Source organism: Arthrobacter sp. M4 (assembly GCF_020251205.1).
In the GTDB taxonomy this organism is placed as follows: Bacteria; Actinomycetota; Actinomycetes; order Actinomycetales; family Micrococcaceae; genus Arthrobacter.
The window spans coordinates 14,397-36,093 of sequence record NZ_JAIWYX010000017.1; the positions used below are offsets into that span (position 1 = coordinate 14,397).

At 63.8% G+C, this 21,697-nt stretch carries 19 protein-coding genes; 13 read left to right on the top strand and 6 right to left on the bottom strand.

What is annotated here, in order from left to right; genetic code table 11:
- The first annotated feature begins 61 nt into the window (after positions 1 to 61).
- The 4 genes from LD110_RS19875 to proC all read left to right on the top strand — a co-directional run bounded on the left by LD110_RS19875 (position 62) and on the right by proC (position 3,755).
- Complete coding sequence (locus LD110_RS19875; RefSeq protein WP_225501452.1) at positions 62 to 481, top strand: SseB family protein; 420 nt, start codon at positions 62 to 64, stop codon at positions 479 to 481.
- 7 nt (positions 482 to 488) lie between these two features.
- Positions 489 to 1,655 carry a Ppx/GppA phosphatase family protein gene (locus LD110_RS19880; protein WP_225501454.1) on the top strand — a complete coding sequence of 389 codons (1,167 nt, stop codon included), beginning with the start codon at positions 489 to 491 and terminating at the stop codon, positions 1,653 to 1,655.
- Position 1,656: 1 nt separating this feature from the next.
- Complete coding sequence (locus tag LD110_RS19885; RefSeq protein WP_225501456.1) at positions 1,657 to 2,493, top strand: sugar phosphate isomerase/epimerase; 837 nt, start codon at positions 1,657 to 1,659, stop codon at positions 2,491 to 2,493.
- A 431-nt stretch (positions 2,494 to 2,924) separates the two neighbouring features.
- A complete protein-coding gene (proC, locus tag LD110_RS19890) occupies positions 2,925 to 3,755 on the top strand; it encodes a pyrroline-5-carboxylate reductase (RefSeq protein ID WP_225501458.1) in 831 nt (276 codons plus the stop codon).
- 314 nt (positions 3,756 to 4,069) lie between these two features.
- On the opposite strand, the gene LD110_RS19895 is transcribed toward proC, so the two are convergent.
- Positions 4,070 to 4,708 carry a TrkA family potassium uptake protein gene (locus LD110_RS19895; RefSeq protein WP_374200370.1) on the bottom strand — a complete coding sequence of 213 codons (639 nt, stop codon included), beginning with the start codon at positions 4,706 to 4,708 and terminating at the stop codon, positions 4,070 to 4,072.
- A gap of 40 nt (positions 4,709 to 4,748) precedes the next feature.
- Positions 4,749 to 6,182, bottom strand: coding sequence for a TrkH family potassium uptake protein (locus tag LD110_RS19900; RefSeq protein WP_225501462.1), 1,434 nt, complete (start codon positions 6,180 to 6,182; stop codon positions 4,749 to 4,751).
- Between the two features lie 104 nt (positions 6,183 to 6,286).
- Between LD110_RS19900 and LD110_RS19905 the strand changes: the two genes are divergently transcribed.
- The gene (locus tag LD110_RS19905; protein ID WP_225501463.1) at positions 6,287 to 7,498 is read left to right on the top strand and encodes an acetoin utilization protein AcuC; all 1,212 of its coding nucleotides are present in this window, start codon (positions 6,287 to 6,289) and stop codon (positions 7,496 to 7,498) included.
- A gap of 4 nt (positions 7,499 to 7,502) precedes the next feature.
- Here the strand turns inward: LD110_RS19905 and LD110_RS19910 are convergent, their stop codons facing one another.
- Positions 7,503 to 8,048 carry a hypothetical protein gene (locus LD110_RS19910; protein ID WP_225501465.1) on the bottom strand — a complete coding sequence of 182 codons (546 nt, stop codon included), beginning with the start codon at positions 8,046 to 8,048 and terminating at the stop codon, positions 7,503 to 7,505.
- Between the two features lie 251 nt (positions 8,049 to 8,299).
- On the opposite strand from LD110_RS19910, the gene LD110_RS19915 reads away from it, so the two are divergent.
- Positions 8,300 to 8,893: a helix-turn-helix transcriptional regulator gene (locus LD110_RS19915; RefSeq protein WP_225501467.1), complete on the top strand. Its 594-nt coding sequence runs from the start codon at positions 8,300 to 8,302 to the stop codon at positions 8,891 to 8,893.
- A gap of 106 nt (positions 8,894 to 8,999) precedes the next feature.
- Here LD110_RS19915 and LD110_RS19920 read toward each other — a convergent pair whose 3' ends face one another.
- Positions 9,000 to 11,510 carry a glycoside hydrolase family 3 protein gene (locus LD110_RS19920; protein WP_225501469.1) on the bottom strand — a complete coding sequence of 837 codons (2,511 nt, stop codon included), beginning with the start codon at positions 11,508 to 11,510 and terminating at the stop codon, positions 9,000 to 9,002.
- A gap of 161 nt (positions 11,511 to 11,671) precedes the next feature.
- Between LD110_RS19920 and LD110_RS19925 the strand changes: the two genes are divergently transcribed.
- A complete protein-coding gene (locus LD110_RS19925) occupies positions 11,672 to 12,340 on the top strand; it encodes a TetR/AcrR family transcriptional regulator (protein ID WP_225501471.1) in 669 nt (222 codons plus the stop codon).
- Here LD110_RS19925 and LD110_RS19930 read toward each other — a convergent pair.
- Positions 12,337 to 13,374: a LacI family DNA-binding transcriptional regulator gene (locus LD110_RS19930; protein WP_225501472.1), complete on the bottom strand. Its 1,038-nt coding sequence runs from the start codon at positions 13,372 to 13,374 to the stop codon at positions 12,337 to 12,339. The genes LD110_RS19925 and LD110_RS19930 overlap by 4 nt on opposite strands.
- Positions 13,375 to 13,559: 185 nt before the next feature.
- On the opposite strand from LD110_RS19930, the gene LD110_RS19935 reads away from it, so the two are divergent.
- Genes LD110_RS19935 through LD110_RS19950 form a run of 4 tightly spaced genes read left to right on the top strand, consistent with a single transcriptional unit; the run spans position 13,560 to position 17,964 of the window.
- Positions 13,560 to 14,963 carry a Gfo/Idh/MocA family protein gene (locus LD110_RS19935; protein WP_225501474.1) on the top strand — a complete coding sequence of 468 codons (1,404 nt, stop codon included), beginning with the start codon at positions 13,560 to 13,562 and terminating at the stop codon, positions 14,961 to 14,963.
- A gap of 24 nt (positions 14,964 to 14,987) precedes the next feature.
- A complete protein-coding gene (locus tag LD110_RS19940; RefSeq protein WP_225501476.1) occupies positions 14,988 to 15,971 on the top strand; it encodes an NAD(P)-dependent oxidoreductase in 984 nt (327 codons plus the stop codon).
- A complete protein-coding gene (locus tag LD110_RS19945; protein ID WP_225501478.1) occupies positions 15,968 to 16,873 on the top strand; it encodes a 5-dehydro-4-deoxyglucarate dehydratase in 906 nt (301 codons plus the stop codon). Before LD110_RS19940 ends, LD110_RS19945 begins: the two co-directional genes overlap by 4 nt.
- A complete protein-coding gene (locus LD110_RS19950; protein WP_225501480.1) occupies positions 16,873 to 17,964 on the top strand; it encodes a mandelate racemase/muconate lactonizing enzyme family protein in 1,092 nt (363 codons plus the stop codon). Before LD110_RS19945 ends, LD110_RS19950 begins: the two co-directional genes overlap by 1 nt.
- 260 nt (positions 17,965 to 18,224) lie before the next feature.
- Here LD110_RS19950 and LD110_RS19955 read toward each other — a convergent pair whose 3' ends face one another.
- Positions 18,225 to 19,295: a Xaa-Pro peptidase family protein gene (locus tag LD110_RS19955; RefSeq protein ID WP_225501530.1), complete on the bottom strand. Its 1,071-nt coding sequence runs from the start codon at positions 19,293 to 19,295 to the stop codon at positions 18,225 to 18,227.
- A gap of 433 nt (positions 19,296 to 19,728) precedes the next feature.
- Between LD110_RS19955 and LD110_RS19960 the strand changes: the two genes are divergently transcribed.
- Together LD110_RS19960 and LD110_RS19965 are read left to right on the top strand one after the other, a co-directional pair.
- Positions 19,729 to 20,673 carry a carbohydrate ABC transporter permease gene (locus LD110_RS19960; protein WP_225501482.1) on the top strand — a complete coding sequence of 315 codons (945 nt, stop codon included), beginning with the start codon at positions 19,729 to 19,731 and terminating at the stop codon, positions 20,671 to 20,673.
- Positions 20,666 to 21,616, top strand: a complete 951-nt coding sequence (locus LD110_RS19965) for a carbohydrate ABC transporter permease (protein ID WP_225501484.1) — start codon at positions 20,666 to 20,668, stop codon at positions 21,614 to 21,616. Before LD110_RS19960 ends, LD110_RS19965 begins: the two co-directional genes overlap by 8 nt.
- Positions 21,617 to 21,697: the final 81 nt, after the last annotated feature.

The following is a 21,697-nucleotide window of genomic DNA, read 5'->3' on the forward strand; positions in this document are numbered from 1 at the left end:
ATGGAGCAACGGTTGGCGCTTCGAATTGCGCCGTCGCTGTGCGGCGTGATCGAGTAGGGACATGACTCAAGAGACGGTTTCCCCCGACCACCAGCCCTTGAACGAGCTTGAGGAGAAGCTTGCCCTCGCGGGACAGCCGGACGCGGACCCTGTAGACGTCATTCTGGCGTTCCTCAACAACGAGGTCTACATCGTCAGCGCCGATGCCCTGGAAAATGCCGATTCGTCCGTGGAACCCTTGGTGCTCTCAAACGCCGAGGGCGAGCCCGTCCTGGCCGTTTTCAGCCACCCGAGCAGGGTGGATGCCCAGTTCCTCGAGGCCGCTCCCAACGTCCTTGGCACGCACGGATCCGCTATCCTGGGCAGCCTCGGCGATGAACTGGGCCTTGTCATCAACCCCGGTTCGGCGCACGGCTTCGAGATCGGACGGGAAGGAATCGCACGCATTCGCCGCGACTTCCGCCGCGCCGACGAGGAATAATGTCAGAATGCGTTTAGGCGTCCTCGACATAGGCTCCAACACCGTTCACCTACTGCTCGTGGACGCGCATCCCGGCGCACGTCCCGTGGCCTTCGCCTCCCATAAGCGACCGCTGTCGCTGGTGCAGTTCCTTGATGAGGATGGCAATATCAACGAGGCCGGCCAAGATGAACTCATCGAGTTCGTCCTGGAGGCGTGGGATTTTGCCGCCCAGCACAAAGCTGAGGACGTCCTCGCCTTCTGTACTTCGGCCATTCGCGAAGCCACCAACGGCGCCGATGTACTGGAACGCGTCAAGACAGAGACCTCCGTTACCTTGCAGGAGCTCAGCGGGAGCGAGGAAGCGTCCATGACGTTCTTCGCTGTGCGGCGCTGGTACGGTTGGGGTGCCGGATTCATCCTGGACCTGGACATCGGTGGCGGATCGTTCGAAATGGCCCTCGGCCACGACGAACTCCCTGAACTGGCCTTGTCCGTGCCGCTTGGTGCCAGTCGGCTCACCCGCGATTGGCTGCACGAAGACCCGCCGACGGCCAAAAGCGTCAAGGAGCTTCGACGCTACATCCGGGCCACGATGAAACCAGCCGTCAAGAAGTTCAACAAGCTAGGCCGGGCGAACCTCGTCACTGGCACGTCCAAAACGTTCCGTTCCCTGGCGCGGATCGCCGGAGCAGCTCCAAGCGCTGCGGGTCCGTATGTGAAGCGTGAACTTCACGCCACGGACCTCGGTCTGTGGGCGCAGCGTATTTCCGCGATGACGGTAGCCGACCGGCTGTACCTGCCCGGCGTCTCCGAGGCCCGCGCCCGGCAACTGCTGGCTGGAGCGCTTGTCGCCGAGGCGGCTTTGGAGCTTTTTGAGTTCCCGACTATGGAAATCTGCCCGTGGGCGCTGCGGGAAGGCTTGATCCTGAGGCGTCTGGACCAGCTGGTCTTTGACGGGCCTTTGCAACCTGCACCGCACATTGCGGGCCTGCTCCGCCGGGAACTCCCAAGCCCCGCGGTTGCCCCTGCCCCCGCGGTAAGCCCCGCGCTGGCGAGTGACGCGGCGGATCGCCCCGAACCATCCGGCCGCGCTGCCATGTCAGGTAGCGTAGATGTCCGCATCATTAACACGTTCAACACAGCCACCACATCACTTGGCGCCGGGGGAGTCCCAGGCGGGATGGCCAGCTGAGATGACTGCCGACGTCGAACAGCAGAACGGAAACGGCCGCCGGATACCGGTGGCCCTTTCCAGCGCCTCCGTCTATCCGCTGAGCGTCCATGACGCTTTCGCTGTGGCACAGGACCTCGGTTATGACGGCGTCGAGGTCATGGTGACCAACAATGCCACCAGCCAAAACTCCGACGCCGTCCTCCAGCTCAGCCACAGGTATCAGCAGCCCATCGTCTCCATCCACGCCCCCACGCTGCTTCTGACCCAGCAAGTGTGGGGCTCTGCGTGGAACAAAATCGAGATGTCGTGCCGGATGGCGCGCGACGTCGGCTGCAACACCGTGGTGGTCCACCCACCGTTCCGCTGGCAAAGCAATTACGCAGAGAACTTCGCCGCGGGAGTCCGCGAAATCGCTGCGATGTACCAAGTGCACATCGCGGTGGAGAACATGTACCCGTGGCGCGTCCGCGGCCGTGAGGCCCTCGCCTACCTGCCGCACTGGGACCCGGTTGGTCAGGATTACGACGACGTGACGTGGGATTTCTCGCACGCCGCCACTGCGGGGGCTGACAGCCTCGAAGCGATCCGGGCGCTGGGAAGCAAGCTGCGTCACGTACACCTGACCGACGGTTCTGGTTCCGGCCGGGACGAGCACCTGATCCCCGGGAAGGGTACCCAGCGCTGTGCACAGGTCTTGCAACATTTGGCTTCAAACGGATTCGAGGGAACTGTTGTCGCGGAAATCAGTACTCGACGGGCCAAGTTTGCCGGGCAGCGGGAGGAATGGCTCGCGGAGACCCTGCGCTTCGCCCGCCAGCACCTCGGAGCCCCGCTGGTCAACGCTGGCTTGAGCTAGGCTGCGCCGCCACCTCGCGCTCCGCTGGTCAACGCTGGCTGGAGCTAGGCTGCACCGCCACCTCGGAGCTCCGCTGGTCAACGCTGGCCTGAGCAAGGCTGCGCCGCCACCTCGGAGCTCCGCTGGTCAACGCTGGCCGGACTAGCCTGCGCCGCTAGTCAATGCGTCCCAACCCGGCGGCAGAACTCCACGTCAACTCAAACGAACGCACCCTAAAACGAGAAAGCACCGGCAGTCCGCAGGAAAATTGGGGGAAACCCGCCGGACTGCCGGTGCTTTTCGGCGGACATCCCCATGCCCGCCTCATCACTCGCACCCTCAATGAGGTAATAACTAAATTAGGGGCAGATCTTGGGCAAACGCTCCCATAACCATGGGAGAAACCTGTGAATTCTTTTCCAGCCGCACACTCGAACTGCAATGATGGAGCAATGAGCAACCGAATCGCCTTCCTTGGCTGCGGGTCCATGAATGAGGCCATCATGGGTGGCCTCCTCGCTGCAGGAACCAGCCCCACTGACGTCGTCGCAACAGTCCGTCGTGCAGACCACGCCGCCGAACTCGCCGAACGGCATGGCGTTACGGCCATTGCGGGCGAAGAAGAGCCGGACAACAACAAACTGGCGGCCAAAGGGTCCAATGTGGTGATCCTGGGAGTCAAGCCAGTAGGTATCGCGAACCTTGCCCGGGAGATTGGCTCGGTCCTTGGGCCGGACACGATCGTGGTCAGTGTCGCCGCCGCCGTCTCCATCGCCCAGCTGGAAGCAGCCCTGCCCGAGGGGCAACCGGTGATCCGCACCATGCCTAACACGCCCGCGCGGCTCGGTCGCGGCGTCGTCTCTGTCTCTCCTGGAACGCACTGCACACCCCAGCAGTTGCAACTAACCAAGGACATCCTGTCGGCTGCCGGAACGGTGGTGGAGATCCCGGAGGAACAGGTTGACGCGCTCTCGGCGATCAGCGGGTCCGGGCCGGCCTATGCGTTCTACCTGGCTGAGGCAATGGCAGCCGCCGGTAGCGAACTGGGGCTCGACCCCGAACTGTCCCTGTTGCTGGCGCGCGAGACAGTTGCTGGCGCCGGGTTTATGCTTGCCGAGCCCGGGGCCAACCCAACGGCCCTGCGACGCGCCGTGACCAGCCCCAACGGCACAACAGAACGCGCCATCGCAGCGTTCGACGACGCCGGGCTGCCCGGCATCATCGCCGAAGGCGCCCGGGCTGCCGCGGCACGGGCGGCAGAGATCACGCGCCAGCTCGGCTAAGGTGCGGGGTCCCGGGCGCCGAGATCACGCGCCAGCTCGGCTAAGGCGCCGGATCCCACGCGCCGGATCCCAGGGAGGGTTGAAGGCGCCCGGGCTGCCGGGCTGCCGCCCCACGGGCGGCAGAGATCACGCGCCAGCTCGGCTAAGGCGCCGGATCCAGGCTCCGGATCCAGGCGCCGGATCACGGGCGCCGGGTCCCAGGGAGGGCCGGAGGGGGCTACGCCCGGGCTGCGGCCGGGCGGCAGAGATCGCGCGCCAGCTCGGCTAAGGCGCCAGGTTCCAGGCGCCGGGTCCCCCGGGAGGGTCGGAGGGCGCTACGGCCGGGCTGCGAAGCGTTCCAGCAGGTCCACGTGTCCGGAGACAATCAGCATGTCCCGGGAGGAGACCTTGGTTTCCGGCCGGGCGTAGGTGAAGTCCTCGCCGGGGGACTTTACGCCCACGATCGTCACGCCGTACTTCGATCGGACTTTCGATTCGTCCAATGTGAAGCCCACCGTTTCCTTCGGCGGGTACATTTTGACGATTGCAAAGTCGTCGTCGAACTCGATGAAGTCCAACATGCGCCCGGAAACCAGATGGGCTGCCCGCACGCCTGCGTCCGCCTCGGGGTAGATCACGTGGTTGGCGCCGATGCGCGTAAGGATCTTGCCGTGGGATGGCGTGATGGCCTTGACCCAGAGGTTCTCGATCCCGAGGTCCACCAGGTTCACTGTGATGAGCACGGAGGACTCGATGGACGTTCCCACACCGCAGACCGCGGAGTTGAATTCCTGTGCTCCCAGCTGGCGTAGGGCGTCGATGTTGGTGGCGTCGGCCTCCACAACGTGCGTGAGGACGGGGGCCCATTTCTGTACGAGCGAGCGGTCCCGTTCGATGGCAAGGACTTCGCGGCCCTGCTTGACCAGCTGCTCGGCGGTGGCGGAACCGAACCGGCCCAGGCCGATCACCAGCACGGGGGCGTTGTGCGCGGGACGGGTTGCCGCTCCTGTTGTGTTAGCCAATGATCGGCCTTTCTTCGGGGTAGTGGAAGAGTTGGCTGCGCTGCCGCAGGGCCAGTGCTGCGGCCAGTGTGACGGTGCCGACGCGGCCCGCAAACATCAGGGCGGACAGCACGTAAACGCCTTCCGGGGGCAATTCAGCGCTGAGGTTTGTGCTGAGGCCTACGGTAGCGAAAGCTGAGATAGTTTCGAACAACACCCGGTCAAGGGACGCACCGCTGATGGACAGAAGCAGGAATGCTGCCACCGAGACCAGGGTCGCGCCGGCAACGATCACGGAGATGGCAACGCGCATGGTGCCCTGCGGGATCGTGCGGCCGTAGACCTTGACGTCGGCGTCGCCCCGGGCCTCGGCCGCGATGGCAAGGAACATCACGGCGATGGTGGTCACCTTGATACCGCCCGCCGTCGATGCTGAACCGCCGCCGGCGAACATCAACGCGTCGGTCAGCAGCATGGTGGTGGATTCCATGTGGTTCTGGTCCACCAGGTTGAACCCTCCGGAACGGGTCATCACTGAGGCGAACAAGGAGTGGATGATCTTGTCGCCCGCGCTCATGTGCGCGATCGTGCGGACGTTGTCCCACTCCATCAATGCCCAAAGGAAGGTGCCTGCCGCCAGGAGGATGATGGAAACCTGGATGGTCAGCTTGGTGTGGAGGTTCCAGTTTTTCCAGTTGAGCCCGTTCTGCTGAAGCACCATAACGACGGGGAAGCCCAGGCTGCCAAGGAAAACGCCAAGCATCAGCGGGACGAGGATCCAGAGGTCCGTCTCATAGGGCACAATGCCGTCCGAATGCGGCGTGAATCCGGCGTTGTTGAAGGAGGAGATCGAGTAGAACACTCCATGCCACATCGATTGCCAGAAAGGTTCGCCCAGCGTCATGAACCGGGGAATCAGCGCCAGTGCCAAGGTGGCCTCGATGACCACTGACGTGGTGATGACGATCCGCAGCAGCGTTCCGACTTCGCCAAGGCGCCCGGCGTTGTTCATGGCCTCCTGCGCGATGAGCTTGCCGCGGACACCGAGCCGCTTGCTGACCATCAGCGCGAGCAGCGAGGCCAGCGTCAGCGTACCGAGGCCTCCCACAAAGATTCCCAGCAGAATGATGAACTGGCCAAAGAATGACCAGTGGGTCGCGGTGGAGACCACCGTGAGGCCGGTGACACAAACGCTGGATACCGCCGTGAAGAGCGATTGATGCAGTGGCGTCGCCTGACCTGTGGCGGACGACGCCGGGAGGCTGAGTAACGCGGTGAATAGCAGGATAACGACGACGAACGCCGTCAATGCGAGCCGGGCAGGCGAGGTATTGGCGATATTGTCGATGAAGTCGCGCAGCCCGGTAAAGATCCACAGACCTTCCCTTTCAGGCTGGCCGGGCTGCCAGTTGACCGGGTTCCTGGGCCTCGCCTGGCTCTGAGTCATGGGATGAAATGTCCTCGCTTGAAACTGCTGTCCTCAGTAGTAAACCACTAAAGTGCCCGCGACCCCGGGCCGGGATGGCGGGCCGCTCCGGTAGCCTGTCCTTGATGACTCTCCAGTCCGGCCTACGTCCGCCCGCACTGCCAACGACGGTGGTGTGGGACCCAGCGATGACAGCCTACAATTTTGGCCCTTCCCACCCCATGGCGCCTGCCCGGCTGGAGCTCACGGCCCGCTTGGCTGAATCCCTTGGACTTTTCGCCCTGCCAAACGTCGCCGTGACAGGCTGCGAACCCGCAACGGATAAGCAACTCCAGGCCGTGCACAGCGCTGAGTACATCGCCGCAGTCCGGCGTGTCAGCGACGATCCGTTCGACACGGAACCGGAGCGCGGACTTGGGACCGACGACGATCCCGCCTTTCCCGGAATGCATCTGGCGGCTGCGCGTTTGGCTGGCGGCTCGCTATTGGCGGCGGAGGCCGTCGTCGAGGGCCGCGCTGTGCGTGCGGTCAACTTCAGCGGCGGGCTGCACCACGCCTCCCGGGAGCGCGCCAGCGGCTTCTGCATTTACAACGACGCGGCGCTGGCCGTGCAGCGGCTCCTTGACGGCGGCGCACGCAAGGTGGCTTATATCGACGTCGACGCCCACCACGGCGACGGGACTCAAGCGATCTTCTGGAACGACCCGCGCGTATTGACGATTTCGCTGCACGAAACGGGCCTCATGCTTTTCCCGGGCACGGGCTTCGCGAACGAAATAGGCGGCCCCGAGGCGCCGGGAAGCGCCGTGAACGTTGCCCTCCCGGCGTGGACGGGCGACGACGGCTGGTTGCGTGCGTTCCACGCGGTGGTGCCGCAGTTGGTGGGTGCGTTCCAACCCGACGTGATTGTGAGCCAGCATGGCTGCGACTCCCACCGAAACGACCCCCTCACGCACCTCAACTTGAGCGTTGATGGCCAGCGTGAAGCGGCTTCTGCCGTCGCAGCGTTGGCGGCCCGCTATTGCGAGAACCGCTGGGTCGCCACTGGAGGCGGGGGATATGACATCACAGGCGTCGTGCCACGGGCCTGGAGCCACCTGGTCGCCATGGTGTGCGGGAATCCGCTGCCTGTGGATCGGGCCGTGCCTGCGGAGTGGCGGCACTATGTCCGGGAGCGCTACGGGCAAGCGACGCCGGAACTAATGGGCGACGGCGCGGATGTGTGGTGGCGGTCCTGGGAAGTGGGATACGACCCCAATGACGACATCGACCGGAGTGTCATGGCCACACGCAGGGCAGTTTTCCCCTTGCACGGCCTGGATCCGTGGTTTGACTAGATCGTCAGCGATCCGTGTTTTCCGTCTGGAACACAGCTCCTGCCGCGCCGACCAGCCAACCGAGGATGGACAGGGCGAACGCGCCCACCAGGTCGGTGGAGGCCTGACCTTTGAAGAGCCACATGATCAGCACGATGGTGCCGACGGTCAGGTAAACCACAATGGCGACGACCACACGGCCAGACAGCCGCATCATGACGTCGACGGGATTCACGCTCCCTCTCGGCTGGCCGGGCCGGCTCGGCGGGGCGGGCGGAGCAAGGTGGTCGGGTCTGCCAGGTGGTGCGGGCGGAACAGGGGGCGGGCTGCCTTCCTGTTCGCGGCGGACTTCCGAAATAGTGAAGCCAAGCGCTGAAGCAGTCAGCGAACTCAGCGACGTGGCCAGCACACCTGCAGCCGTGACCAGCGCTCCGTTGAGCGGGGGCGCGATGAGATCTACCGTGGGGATCCACGAACCCACCCGGATCAGGACTGTCGCCCAGACAGCGACGAAGAATGTCAGGAAGACCCCGGCGATGATGTTGAACATTTGGCGGCGCATCCAGCCCATGCACTGTCCTCCGTCCTGACGAAGCCCCGCACCATCGAGCGACCACCCCGACCAGCGTGGCCAGTGCCGGCCGAAACGACCAGCCCCGTGGCTCCAGTAACAACCGAGGAAGCCATCGGAATGTGACAAGGTTTAGCACCGGGCAGGTACCCGGTCAATGGATGCTGGCGCCGTGGGCGGGGCTGCATTGCGCGCTGTGATGAGCGAAATAGTTGATGCCATTCGGCGTATATGTCGCTAGGGTGGGTCACATGGTGACGGACGACGTTTTTGCGGTCATTGCCGAGGCAACCCGCCGCGACATCCTGGTGTCGCTTCAAGCGGGAGACAAAGCGGTGGGGGAACTTGTGGAAGAGCTGGCGGCAAGCCAACCAACGATCTCCAAGCACCTCAAAGTTCTTCGTGAAGCTGACCTCGTCAGCATGCGGGCGCAGGGTCAGAAGCGCTACTACGCACTGAACCCGAAGCCCCTCCAAGGTGTCGCTGAATGGCTGGGGACGTTCGACGTCGGTCCTCTGGCCGCCAGCGCTGCAACCGCCGTCGGTGGCAGCACTTCGGGGACCCAGACGGTCCCTGAGGCTGCGCCTTCTTCGGACTCCCATGTGTCCATTCCGGCGGATTCAGCCGAGGCGGTCCTGGCCGCCACAGCGGTTGAGCCCTCGCCTGTTTCTGCTGCGCCCGGCGCCGGGTTGGCCGCCGCGAAGGCGGCTGCCGCAGATGACTCCGTTTCCCAGCAGATCGGCCGGACCGTCGGCCGCGCCGCCACACGAGCCGCGGACCTTCTGGCCAGCCTTCCCAAAGTTCCGAAGGTACCAAACCTGCCCAAATTCGGCCGCAAGAAATAACCCGCAATAACGGAAAAGCAGACTTAACGGATAAAAGCAGCATTAACGGGTAAGGGCAGTGTTCCAATCGAACACTGCCCTTACCCGTTGTGCCGCCGGAGGCTATCTACCGCAATTCGATGCTGTGCACCTGGAAATCGTCCTCCGCATGGCGGCCCACCAGCACCTGGAAAGTTCCGCGCTCAAACTGCCAGCCGCCGTCGTAATGGGCAAATGCGCGCGCCGGGATCCTGACCTCGACGCTGCCGGCTCCGCCGGGCGCCAGGCGAATGTCGCCAAAGCCGGCGAGCCAGCGGACCGGCCGCTCGACGGCCGACGCTTCACGGGCGAGGTACACCTGGACCACTTCGCGGCCGGTGCGGCTTCCGGTGTTGGTCACCGGGACGTGGACGACGACGTCGCGTCCCCTTGCCGTTGTTTGCGCAGAGGTGGTAGCTGGCACCGTCGCCGTTGTGGGCACATGGGCGCGGCCGAGCTGGAAGCTTGTGTACCCCAGGCCGAAGCCGAACGGGTACGCGGGCGCGGCGCCGCCGTCGGCCTGCTGCTTTAGCCAGGCCCGGTAGCCGATGTGGATCCCTTCGGAGTACACCACCTGGCCGTCCACCGGGGTGGTGGACAATACGGGAACGTCCTCAATGGCGGCCGGCCATGTGGTGGGTAGGCGACCGCCCGGCTCTTCAACGCCAAGCAGGATGTCAGCAATCGCGGCACCAAACTCCTGGCCGCCGAACCAGCCCTGCAGGATTGCACCCACCTTATTCCGCCACGGCAGCAGCACGGGTGAGCCGGAGTTGATCACAACCACGGTGCGCGGGTTGACCGCGGCAACGGCCTCCACAAGTTCATTCTGGTGACCTGGCAGGTCGAGGTTTTCACGGTCGAAGCCCTCCGACTCGATGGCCGAGTTGGTGCCTACAACAACGACGGCGGCATCGGCCGCGCGGGCGGCTTCCACCGCGGCGTCGATTTCCGCGCGCGGGTCCTCGACGATGGCCTCCTGGCCGAATGTGATGACGCTAAAAGGGATCGGCCCGTCGGTGTCCAGTTGGTATTCGACGTCGACACGCACCTTTTGCCCAGCCTCCGCCTGGACAGGGGTGCTGAACGTCGGGGGGAAGAAGAGCGCGGCGCCGAGGACTTCGGTTTCGTCCTTGAGTTCGCCATCGAAGGCGGTCCGCCCATCAACGGCGAGGCTGATCCGGCCCACAGTGGCGATACCCAAGTGGTGGGTTGCGGCGGAAGGCGCGGTCCAAACGGTGGTGGCATGGACGGAAACCGTTCCTTCCGGGATACCTAGGCCGAACCAGATCAGCTGGGAGGCGAACCGATCCTCGGCGGAGATTTCCGCGCCGTCCTTGTCCAGGAAGCTCACGCGCACCCCGGGGCCTCCGGACACTGGGTTGGTCATGTCGCCACGGCGGAACGGCTGGATGCCCTCGGCCACCTTGGCTCCGCGGTTGTAGCTGACTTCGACGTCGGACGGCAGGGCGCGGCGGAGGCCGTAAAGCGGGGTAATGACCTGCTTGGGCATGACCGTGGCGCTGCCGCCACCCTGGGTCCGGGCTTCCTCGGCGTTGTGGCCAATAACGGCCACGCGGCGGAGGGACTTTGCGTCCAATGGCAGAACGTTGTCCTGGTTACGCAGAAGTACGGCGCCAAGCACGGCAGTGTCGCGGGCTACGCGGCGGCCATCCAGTTCCACCGGCGTTTCGGTCACAGCCGGTTCGAAGCCTTCCAGGACGCCAACACGGGCCGCGAGCCGCAGGATGCGGGCGACCTTCTCCTCGACGGCGGCCAGGCTAACCCGTCCTTCATTCACGGCGTCGACGAGCTTGGCGCCCCAGTGGCCCTTGGGTCCCGGCATCTCGAGGTCCTGGTGGGCGTTGGCGGAGGCGTCAGTGGAGCGGACACCGGTCCAGTCGGAGACCACGACCCCGTCGAAGCCCCATTCGGTGGACAGCGGGGTTTCGAGGAGCTTGTTCTCGCTCATGGTGGTGCCGTTGGTGGAGTTGTATGCGCTCATCACCAGCCACGCCTTCGCTTCAGTGATGGCTTCCTCGAACGCCTGCAGATAGAGCTCTCGGAGGGGGCGCTCGGCCACTACGGAGTTTGCCGTGAAACGGTCGGTCTCGGCGTCGTTCGCAACGTAGTGCTTCGGGGTGGCGCCGACGCCCATTGACTGCACACCGGATACGTAGGCGGCGGCCAAGCCAGAGGTAAGCCGCGGGTCTTCGCTGAGGCACTCGAAGTGCCGGCCGCCCAGGGGTGAACGGTGCAGGTTGATGGTTGGGCCGAGGACCACGTGGACGCCCTTTCGCCGGGCTTCCTGACCGAGCACCTGGCCATAGCGGCGGGCCGCATCGAGGCTCCACGTGGCAGACAGGGCGGAGGATGAGGGCAGGCTGATCGAGTCGTGGCGTTCGTCGAAGTCCTCGCCGCGGACGCCTGACGGGCCGTCCGAGAGGACGATCCGGCCGAGGCCGATTTCCGGAATAGCGTGGGTGGACCACACATCGGCTCCCGTCAGGAGCCGGACCTTTTGCTCGAGGCTCAGCGAATCGACGAGGTTCCTGATTTGGGCGTCGACGTCCACGCCGGCTGCCTGGATGGGGTTCATGAGGTGGCTCCTTTGATACCTGTGAGGTCTCTTGTGGTCGGTTCCGGGTTTGCGGGAAGCACCGGGCTTTGACATCGATCGTAATCCCAAAAATCTAGTGTGACTAGGTTTTTGCGGGAAAAATCCAGCATCACTCGGTTTTTGTGAACTAGACTGGCGGCGTGTCCAACCCACGCAGCCGCGGACAATACGCCAAAGGTGCCGAACGTCGCGAGCAGATCATCCAGACCGCCACGGACGTTTTCGCCACGGGTGGCTTCGAAGGGACCGCGCTAAAGCGGGTTGCGGAGCTAGTGGGCGTCCGAGAGGCCACCTTGTTCCACTATTTTCGAGGCAAGCAGGAATTACTCACCGCTGTGCTCTCCGAGCGGGACCGGAGGGCCGCGCAAGTGATCGAGGGCGATGAGCTCTCCCTTGACGTCCTGCCCCGTGTAGCGGACCGGAATAGGGATCAACCCGGACTGACCACGTTGTATGCAGTTGCCTCAGCTACGGCCAACGATCCGGGCCATGACTCGCATCAGTACTTCCAGGGCCGCTACGCGGACCTGGTCACCAGGCTGTCCTCCGACATTACGGAAAGTCAGGCACGGGGAAGGACCAGGACCGACCTGCCCGCCGAGGTGCTGGCACGGATTGTGGTGGCGGCCTTCGATGGGCTGCAGCTGCAATGGCTTTACGACAAGGATGTGGACATGGCAGAGGGCCTGCGAAGTGTCATTGACGTGTTGCTGGCGCCGCCGGGAGAAGCCAAGTCAGGGGAAGCCAAGCAGGGGGGAAGCCAAGTCAGGGGAAGCCAAAGAATAGACCCACCCGACAGCAGGGATTAGCCCACCGGCAATGACACCGGCGCAGTACTGCGGCGGATTTCGATCCTGGGCTCGAAAACGTCCTGTGCGGATTCCTCCGCTTCCGTGGCGTCCGCCGACTGTTGCATCTGCTCGCGCATGCGGCGCCAAGCCAGGCTGCCAAGCTCGTTGATGGGCACCGCGGCCGTGGTCAGCGGTGGCATGGTGTAGCGGGCGAACGGAATGTCGTCGAAGCCCGTGACTGAAATGTCCTCAGGGACCCGGATTCCGCGCTCGTGCAGTCCGCTCAGGAGCCCCATCGCCACGAGGTCGTTGAAGGCCAGAATGCCCGTGGCACCACTGGCCACCACTGCGTCGGTGGCGTCGTGTCCGGAGTCGAAGTTGGAGCCCGCTTCAAGGAACTGGAGCTCAATGTCCGGGTGCTTGGCTTGGAACTGCTCCAGGCCGGCCAGACGCTGTCGGTTGGAGGCGCTGTGCAGCGGGCCTTCCAAGTAAGCGATTTTCCGGTGGCCGAGACTTACTAGGTGCGTTGCCAGTTCCTGGATGCCCTGACTGTAGTCGACCGAAAGGCTGGGCGTATTGGAAGCCACGGTGGTGCGGTTGATCAGCACCAGGGGATGCAGCGTGGGGGCAAGTTCCTCGAGTTCGGCGTCACCCATGCGGGGCGCGCAAAGGACGACGCCGTCGCATCGCCGCCGCGCTTCTCCCGCCAGGATCGCTTCCTCGCTGGTGACCTCGGAGGAGTCTGCGATGAGTACGCGGTATCCGTCCTGGGCGGCCGCAATGCTCAGTCCGCGCAGGATGGCCTGGAAAGTCGGGTTGGCGAGGTCCGGCACCACGATGCCGATGGTATCTGTCTTGCCGAGTGCGAGGCTGCGGCCCACCGGATTGGGCTGGTACTTCAGCTCAGCGGCGGCGGCGCGCACTCTCGCGGCGATGTCAGGGTCGACGGCGGCATTGCCGTTCATGACGCGCGAAACCGTCGCGTGGGAGACGCCCGCCATCCGCGCGACATCCGCAATGCCGACGCGCCGGTTGGTGTTCCTGCGTGCCATTTCAGGCCCCTTCCCATTGGCCGCCAGCCGATTCCCGCCTCTGCGGGGCCGATGGTTGACGTGACCGCCAGAGTCTTGATACAAAGCTTATAACGCTCCGAGAAAACGCTTTCTCATTGATTCTTCCCTCATCACCCATGGCCGTCAAGCGGTTCATTTTCTCCCTCTGGAAAGGGGCTTCCCACATGGTCAACGTCGACACCGCCGAGACCCGAACGGATGCGGCGACGCAGCAAAACGCACCCGGTCACGGCAGGACGCGATTCGCCCTCATCGGTACCGGTGGCCGATCCGAAATGTACATCCGGGCCATCTTTGGCCCGCACGGAGACACCGCTGAACTGGTTGCCCTGTCCGACGCCAACCCCGGCCGCGTGGACTTCTACCAGAACCTCATCCAGCAGGAACTGGGAGCCAAGGCAGTCGCCTCATTCGAGCCTTCGGAGTTAACGCAGTTCATCAAGGCCAACGGTATCGATCGCGTCATCATCACAACGCCGGACTACACCCATGCGGACTACATCGTCCAGGCGCTCGAGGCGGGTGCCGACGTCGTCGTCGAAAAGCCGCTTACCATCGACGTCGAAGGCTGCCGCCGCATCACGCAAGCCGTGGCCGCCACCGGGCGGAACGTCGTCGTTACCTTTAACTACCGTTACTCGCCGCGCAACAGCGCGCTCAAGGAGATCATCCAGGCCGGGGTGATCGGCAAGGTCACGTCCATCGACTTTGGCTGGGTGCTGGACACGGTGCACGGCGCTGACTACTTCCGCCGCTGGCACCGTGACAAGAAGAACTCCGGCGGCCTGCTCGTCCACAAGGCGTCTCACCACTTCGACCTGGTCAATTGGTGGATCGACGACGTTCCGCAGCGTGTCTACGCCTCCGGTGGCCTGCGGTTCTACGGGGAAAAGAACGCTGCGGAGCGCGGCCTCGGTGCCCGCCCCGAGCGGGGAACCCAGGACGGCACGGCCGGTGACCCCTTTGTACTGGACCTGCGGGACGACGAACGGCTAAAGGCCCTGTACTACGACAACGAGAAGTTTGACGGATACCGCCGCGACCAGGACGTCTTCGCCGAAGGCATCACCATCGAGGACAACCTTGCGCTTACCGTCGACTATGACGGCGGCCCCACGCTCAGCTACTCGCTGAACGCCCACAGCCCGTGGGAAGGCTACCGCGTTGCCGTCAACGGAACAGAAGGCCGGGCCGAGCTGGAAGTTGTGGAGCGTGCCGCCGTCGTAGGCAGCGACAAAAAGACCGTGGTGGACCCGTCCGCGACGCCCATCGAGGAAGAGGACGCTGTCCGCCGCAATGGCGAGCGCCTGGTAGTCCAGCGGCACTGGGAAGCCGCGTATGAGGTCCCAATCATCAACGGCGAGGGCGGCCATGGGGGTGGCGACAACCTGCTGCTGTCCGACCTGTTCAATGGTCCCGGCGAAGACCCGCTGGGCCGCCCGTCCGGCTACGTGGACGGATTGCGTTCCGTGTCCGTGGGCATCGCAGGCAACAAATCCCTCGAGACGGGCCTGCCTGTCCGTATCGGCGAACTGGGGCTGGGCATCGACCTGAGCCGCCAGGCCTAGGAACAGCGGGAAAGGGGAATACTTGTGAGCAGGATCTTTGTCACCGGAGGTTCTGGACGCCTCGGCCGCAGCGTAGTGGCCGGTTTGGCGCGGGTTGGCCACGAGGTAGTCTCGGTGGACCGCGCGGCGATCCCAGAGGGGGACTTCCCCCAGAGCGTCGTCCAGGAATCCGGTGATCTCTTGGCCGCGGGCGAGGCCGAACGCCTCATCCGGAAGACGAGGCCGGACGCTGTGATCCACCTTGCCGCTATCGCGGTGCCCTTCAGCGCGCCCGAGGACGTCATTTTCAGCACCAACACCAGGTTGGCCTACAACGTCATCAGTGCCGCAACGGCGGCTGGAGTGCCGAAGATCGTGACGGCCAGCAGTCCCACTGTGCTTGGCTACGGCTCGCCCGCAGGCTGGCTGCCGCCGTCGTTCCCGCTGGATGAGCAGACCCCGCCCAAGCCGTGGAACGCCTATGCGTTGTCCAAGCTGGTCGCCGAGCAGACCGTCCAGATGTTCGCCGCGGCGCAGGGGGACAGGATCCGCTACGCGGCGTTCCGGCCGTGCTACGTGATTTCCCCGGAGGAATGGCACGGGGCGCCAACGCAGCAGGGACATACTGTTCGGGAACGCCTTGCCGACCCGGCATTGTCCGCTCCCGCACTGTTCAACTACGTTGACGCCCGGGACGTGGCGGACTTCCTGGATGTACTGCTGGACAAGATGGAATCCATCCCCAACGGTGAAACGTTTTTTGTGGGCGCTGCGGATGCTTTGGCTGCCCAACCGCTCGCGGAACTCCTTCCGGACTTTCTGCCAGTCAGCGCGGAACTGGCAGCCGGGCTAACCGGGACCAGCCCGGCTTTCTCCATAGGCAAAGCCCGCAAACTGTTGGGCTGGCAGCCCAAGCGGACCTGGCGCTCAGAGCTCACGCCGCCTTTCAACGCCATCCCATCCCCCAATGACGAGACTTCCGGCGGCCTCGTTCCAGCCGGAGCGCATCCAACAAAGGAGACCCCATGAAATTCGACGGAGTCTTATTCTTCCCCGTCACGCCCTTCGCCGCCGACGGCTCCGTGGACGTCGATGTCCTGAAGGAGCACATCGCCTCACGGCTGCCCTACGGTCCTGGCGGCGTGTTCCCGGCCTGCGGGACCGGGGAATTCCATGCCCTCTCCATTGATGAGGTCCGCACCGTGGTGGCTGCCGCCGTCGACGTTGTGGCAGGCAAGGTGCCCGTGGTGGCAGGAGCGGGAGGCCCGCTGGGCCACGCGCTCGCCGCAGCCAAGGTGGCCGAGGAAGCCGGGGCCGATGCCCTCCTGGTGCTTCCGCCGTATCTGGTGACCGGGCCGACCGATGGCGTTGTCGCCTACATCGAGGCGGTAGCTGCGGGGAGCACCCTGCCCGTGATCGTCTATCACCGCGGTACCGCCAAAGTCACGGCTGCAGCGATGGCACGCCTCGCGGCCAACCCAAAAGTAATCGGTTTCAAGGACGGCGTTGGCGACGTCGGACTCACGCAGGAGATTGTCACGGCCATCAAGACCTCCGGCCGCAGGGACTTTGCACTTTTCAATGGCCTTTTGACCGCTGAACTTACACAGGGCGCCTACCGTGGCCTCGGCATTCCGCTGTACTCTTCGGCGGCCTTCGCGATGGCTCCGGAAATCGCCAAGAGCTACTACGATGCATACGTTTCCGGCGATGAGGAGCGCCGCAACGCCCTGCTGGAGGGTTTCTACGGTCCGCTCGTTCGCCTCCGTGACCAGACTCCCGGCTTCGGTGTGTCGCTCATCAAGGCGGGTCTTCGCTTGGGTGGGCTTCAGGTTGGTTCCGTCCGGCCCCCGTTGATGGACCCAAGCGAGGAGCAGTTGCTGGAACTTAAAGCCATCCTGGCCAAGGGCAACGAATTGGCCGGCAGCTAATGGCCGCCCGGATCACCAGGCTCGCCACCCGGCTGCTCACCGTCCCGCTCCGCCGCCACTGGGGTGCCGAGGCGCCCGAGAACCACATCATCGTCACCGAACTGAGCACCGACGACGGCGGCACTGGGCACGGCTTCTCCTGGACACCGACCGTTGGGCCCCAGGCGGTAAAGGCGCTGCTGGACTACGACATCGCGCCCTTCGTGGTTGGGATGGAAGCCAATCCAGAAATCGTGTGGGACCAGCTCTGGAAGCGGTTGCACGAGGCCGGCGGGGGAGGCCTCACCACTATCGCCATGGCCGGCGTCGACCTTGCACTCTGGGACCTCCAGGCCCGTCAGGCTGGCACTTCTGTGACCGGACTGATCGGCCAGCGGCAGGAGTCCGTTGAGGTTTACGGCTCCGGAGTGAACCTGCACTACACCCTGGACGAGCTCGTTGAGCAAGCGCGGCGCTGGGTTGCCGCTGGGCACAAAGCCGTGAAGATCAAGGTTGGCAAGCCCGAACTTCGCGAAGACGCCGAGCGGGTTGCCGCCGTTCGTGAAGCGATTGGGCCGGAGCGGCGGTTAATGATCGACGCCAATCAGCGCTGGGACTTGGCTGCCACATTGAAGGCTCTCGAGGCGCTGCAACCATTCGGCCTTGAGTGGTTGGAAGAGCCCCTCCGCGCCGACGACCTCTGGGCCTATCGCAGGCTGCGGAAACACTCGCCCGTGCCCATCGCCTTGGGGGAGAACGTCCATACTATCTACCGTTTCAGGGACTTTATCGAAGCCGAGGCCGTGGACATCATCCAGCCGAACATCGTCCGGGTCGGCGGGATAACTCCCTTCCGGCGCATTGTGGAGTTGGCCCGTGCCAACAGCATCCGGGTGGCACCGCACTTGTTGCCAGAGCTCTCCGGGCAACTGGCGCTGACGCTGGCCGAAGCTGTGAGCGTTGAGGACGTGGAAGACGCCTCGTTCGAGCAGTTGGGTATCCTGGCGGGTCCCTCGCCGGTCCGGGTCCGCAACGGCAGGCTCAGCGGAACAGGAAGCCACGGATTGGGCTTCGAGTTCGCGCTCAAGCCCGCGCTTGCTGGGACGCACTGACAACGGAGCCCGCTAAGTCCGGGCGCTTGGACTCACCCACTACAGCGGCCCACCGGTGTGGCTTTCACCTGGTCACAGCACCACAGCCGATCCCATCCGGGCACGCAAATAGCGGCCGCGCAAACGGCAAATGCGCTAACGGTAGACGCGCCAAAACGGTACGAGCTGCGCTCAACCAAATGTGCCCCCGATCCGCTGGAGGCTTGGTCAATTTGATGACCTGGCCTCGGCGGCCGGGGGCGGTTTTGTATTCCCGGGCCTTATCGGCGAAGCGTGACGGGACGACGGCGGCCGTTGACCAACGCGGTGGGCCAACGGTAATCCATGCTCAGGACATCGATGCCTGTGCTCCGAAGAATCACCGTGTCCTCGATCTTGACCCCAGGACCAGACGGGTTCCACGTGAAAGCCTGATCCAGCACTACAGTGTCCGTGGTGGCCGCCGTGACCCGGGGGTCCCTTCCCGCGTAGCCGGCCGGACCCCCTTGGTGGTGAAGCTTCCATTGATCCGCGCCGAAACCGTGCCGGGCATACGACGCCTGGATCTCCGAGAAAATCTCGTTGAGCCGGGCGCCGGGCCTTGTGGCGCGGAAGATGTCCGCCTCCACGGCCGCGATGCGGGCCTCAGCGTCGAGTTCTTCCGGTGTGCCGGCGTCGAACGCTACCCAGCGCGTCACATTGGCGACCAGGCCATGCCGGCGCGCACACACCACCGCCATTGCGCGGCGGCCGATGGGGGAATGGGTGGCGAGCGGGTGCCGGAAGGTGCTGCGAGTATGTCCACTGCAGAGAAGCACCAGAGGTTCCGCCCCTGCAGCGACCACTCGGGCGGCCAGGGCGGACGCGATCTGAAATTCTGTGGTCTGGGGTGTAGCTGCGGAGAGGACATCCGTCATGATGGCGGCGACTGCGGCCGAGAGTTTGGCGTACCGGGCAGCCTCGCCCGGGAGGAGCGGCTGGCGGGCCGCCCGCAATTCGGCGACGACGGCTGCCTCGGTTAGGGGATCGCCGTCTGCTGCGAGTGCAGATGCTGCGGCGTGAAGGTTCCCGTACCACGGTACGGTGTTCAGCGAAACATCCTGCGGGAGTTCCTCGGCCGCAATGCGCTCGGCCTCGTTGTTGAAGGTCACTAAGCGGTCGCCGTCGCGGTTCACCAGCAGAGCGGCGATCGGATCGCCGGCGAGGCTGACGTGCATACTGCTTCCGTCGAGATACCAGGTCAACGCGGTGTTGCTTGTCAGCAGAAGGGAGTCACGGCCAGCGGCATCCAGGATGTCCAGGACACGGCGGCGCTTGACCGCGCGGTCTGCGGGGTTGCCGGGGGTTGACATGTCGTCTGTTCCTGCGGAGATCACTGCGGAGGGTCCTGCAGCGGTCTCGGTGAGGGTGGCGCACTGGATGTTGAGTGTCATGTGGTGTCCCCCAATGTGGTGGTGTGTTGGTGCCGTGGGAAGGCGCATTTCAACTGCGAATGGCGCGTGCACGACATCCAGAAAGCGTTTTCTCAAAAATTAGCAAAACGCTGTACACCGGTCAAGAAACCGTTTACTTTGGTGGGGAGCCGCTGTAAGCCAAGACACAATTCCCAGACACAGTTCAGGGTCCTTGGCGCGAGCGTCGCCGGGGCTTCCGGTGACGTGGACGGGCGGGATGTTCACACTTACGCACTCCGTGGATGGCCACGATGACCGAAGGAGACCCTATGGCCGGACAGCTGTTTGTTGGGATGCCGCAAGGCGTTCCCGGAGCCACGAGGGGGAGGCGATGAGCGCGATCGGCGAACTCTCCACCATGTCCCGCCGGAAGGGGCCGATGTCGGCGGAAGAAAAGAAGGCCAATGGCAGGGACAACAAGGCGGCTTATATCTTCCTGTTGCCGTGGCTCCTGGGCTTGGCGGTCATCACCATCGGTCCCATGCTCATGTCCCTCTACCTGTCATTCACGGATTACAACCTCCTGCAGCCGCCCGAATGGGTGGGCCTGGACAACTTTTTCCGGATGTTCGGTGACGCCCGCCTCCACAATTCCCTGCGGGTGACCTTCACGTATGTACTGGTGGGCGTCCCGCTGCAGCTGGCGGTGGCCCTGCTGATTGCGTTGGTGCTGGACAAAGGCTTGCGAGGGCTTCCCTTCTATCGCTCTGTGTTCTATCTCCCCTCGCTGCTGGGCGGATCAGTGGCCGTGGCCATCCTCTGGAAGCAGATCTTCGGCACCACGGGCTTGGTGAACCAACTTCTCGCAATGATCGGCATCCAGGGCCCTGGCTGGATTTCGGACCCGAGTACTTCATTGGGTTCCATCATCCTGCTGCACGTCTGGACTTTCGGCAGCCCGATGATCATCTTCCTTGCCGGGCTGCGCCAGATCCCCAACATGTACTACGAGGCCGCCGAAGTTGACGGGGCCACCACGCTTCAGAAGTTTTGGCGGATTACTCTGCCGATGCTGAGCCCCATCCTCTTCTTTAATCTGGTGCTCCAGATCATCGGGTCCTTCCAGTCATTTACCCAGGCGTTCATTGTCTCCGGCGGTAATGGCGGCCCGTCGGACTCGACCATGTTCTTCACGCTGTACCTGTACCAAAAGGGCTTCGGCCAGTTCGACATGGGCTATGCCTCTGCCATGGCCTGGGTGCTCCTGGTGATCATCGGCGCGTTCACAGCCATCAACTTCGTCGCTTCAAAGTATTGGGTGTTCTACGATGACTAAACTTCAGACCCTCCCAGCCGTTGACTCAGACCAGGGCAGGAGGCATCCCGGGCAGGGGAAGCCTCGAGGCAAGTCACCGATCCGGGAGTCCCGGGGCAACTTGACCTTCAGCCGGAGCGCCCGGGTCAAGGCGCTCATCAAGCACGCCATCCTAATTGCCACTGGCACGGTGATGATCTACCCACTCCTGTGGATGGTTGTCTCATCGTTGCGGCCGAACGAATTGATCTTCCGCGAGCCCGGGCTCTGGCTGCAGAGCCTGGAAATGAGCAACTATACGGGCGGTTGGTCCGCCCTGACACATCCCTTCGGTCACTACATGGTGAACTCAGCGATCGTTGTGCTGGGCTCGATCCTGGGAAACCTGGTGTCTTGCTCCATGGCGGCCTATGCTTTCGCCCGACTGCAGTTCACGGGCAAGAAGTTGTTCTTTGGCATCATGCTGCTGACCATCATGCTGCCGTTCCACGTTGTGATCGTGCCGCAATACATCCTGTTCTCCCAGATCGGCTGGGTGAATACGTTCTGGCCGCTGATTGTGCCCAAACTGCTGGCGACCGATGCGTTCTTCGTTTTCCTGATGGTCCAGTTCATCCGCGGGATCCCGAAGGAGTTGGATGAGGCTGCCCGGATTGACGGTGCCGGCCATCCCCGGATCTTCCTCCGTGTCATCTTGCCGCTCATGGTTCCAGCACTCGCAACCACTGCGATCTTTACGTTCATCTGGACATGGAACGACTTCTTCAGTGCGCTCATTTATCTGACGGATCCGGATATGTTCACGGTTCCGGTGGCGCTGCGGGCTTTTGTCGACTCCCAGTCAGCCACCAGTTGGGGTTCGCTGTTTGCGATGTCCATCGTTTCGCTGCTTCCCGTGTTCCTGGTGTTCCTGTTTGGCCAGCGGTTCCTCATCAAAGGCATCGCCACCACGGGTATCAAGTAAGAAACATCTTGTAATACAAGATTCGCACTTATATCATAAGAGCCGAGAAAGCGTTTTCTCGCTCGCATTCAAGATCAACGA

Excerpts from the sequence above, each read along its gene's own strand:
- LD110_RS19965 (WP_225501484.1), top strand. The coding sequence starts at position 20,666 with ATGACTAAACTTCAGACCCTCCCAGCCGTTGACTCAGACCAGGGCAGG.
- LD110_RS19935 (WP_225501474.1), top strand. The coding sequence starts at position 13,560 with ATGGTCAACGTCGACACCGCCGAGACCCGAACGGATGCGGCGACGCAG.
- proC (WP_225501458.1), top strand. The coding sequence starts at position 2,925 with ATGAGCAACCGAATCGCCTTCCTTGGCTGCGGGTCCATGAATGAGGCC.
- LD110_RS19920 (WP_225501469.1), bottom strand. The coding sequence starts at position 11,510 with ATGAACCCCATCCAGGCAGCCGGCGTGGACGTCGACGCCCAAATCAGG.
- LD110_RS19910 (WP_225501465.1), bottom strand. The coding sequence starts at position 8,048 with ATGGGCTGGATGCGCCGCCAAATGTTCAACATCATCGCCGGGGTCTTC.
- LD110_RS19880 (WP_225501454.1), top strand. The coding sequence starts at position 489 with ATGCGTTTAGGCGTCCTCGACATAGGCTCCAACACCGTTCACCTACTG.
- LD110_RS19945 (WP_225501478.1), top strand. The coding sequence starts at position 15,968 with ATGAAATTCGACGGAGTCTTATTCTTCCCCGTCACGCCCTTCGCCGCC.
- LD110_RS19915 (WP_225501467.1), top strand. The coding sequence starts at position 8,300 with ATGGTGACGGACGACGTTTTTGCGGTCATTGCCGAGGCAACCCGCCGC.
- LD110_RS19885 (WP_225501456.1), top strand. The coding sequence starts at position 1,657 with ATGACTGCCGACGTCGAACAGCAGAACGGAAACGGCCGCCGGATACCG.
- LD110_RS19960 (WP_225501482.1), top strand. The coding sequence starts at position 19,729 with ATGAGCGCGATCGGCGAACTCTCCACCATGTCCCGCCGGAAGGGGCCG.
- LD110_RS19900 (WP_225501462.1), bottom strand. The coding sequence starts at position 6,182 with ATGACTCAGAGCCAGGCGAGGCCCAGGAACCCGGTCAACTGGCAGCCC.
- LD110_RS19950 (WP_225501480.1), top strand. The coding sequence starts at position 16,873 with ATGGCCGCCCGGATCACCAGGCTCGCCACCCGGCTGCTCACCGTCCCG.
- LD110_RS19905 (WP_225501463.1), top strand. The coding sequence starts at position 6,287 with ATGACTCTCCAGTCCGGCCTACGTCCGCCCGCACTGCCAACGACGGTG.
- LD110_RS19930 (WP_225501472.1), bottom strand. The coding sequence starts at position 13,374 with ATGGCACGCAGGAACACCAACCGGCGCGTCGGCATTGCGGATGTCGCG.
- LD110_RS19955 (WP_225501530.1), bottom strand. The coding sequence starts at position 19,295 with ATGTCAACCCCCGGCAACCCCGCAGACCGCGCGGTCAAGCGCCGCCGT.
- LD110_RS19875 (WP_225501452.1), top strand. The coding sequence starts at position 62 with ATGACTCAAGAGACGGTTTCCCCCGACCACCAGCCCTTGAACGAGCTT.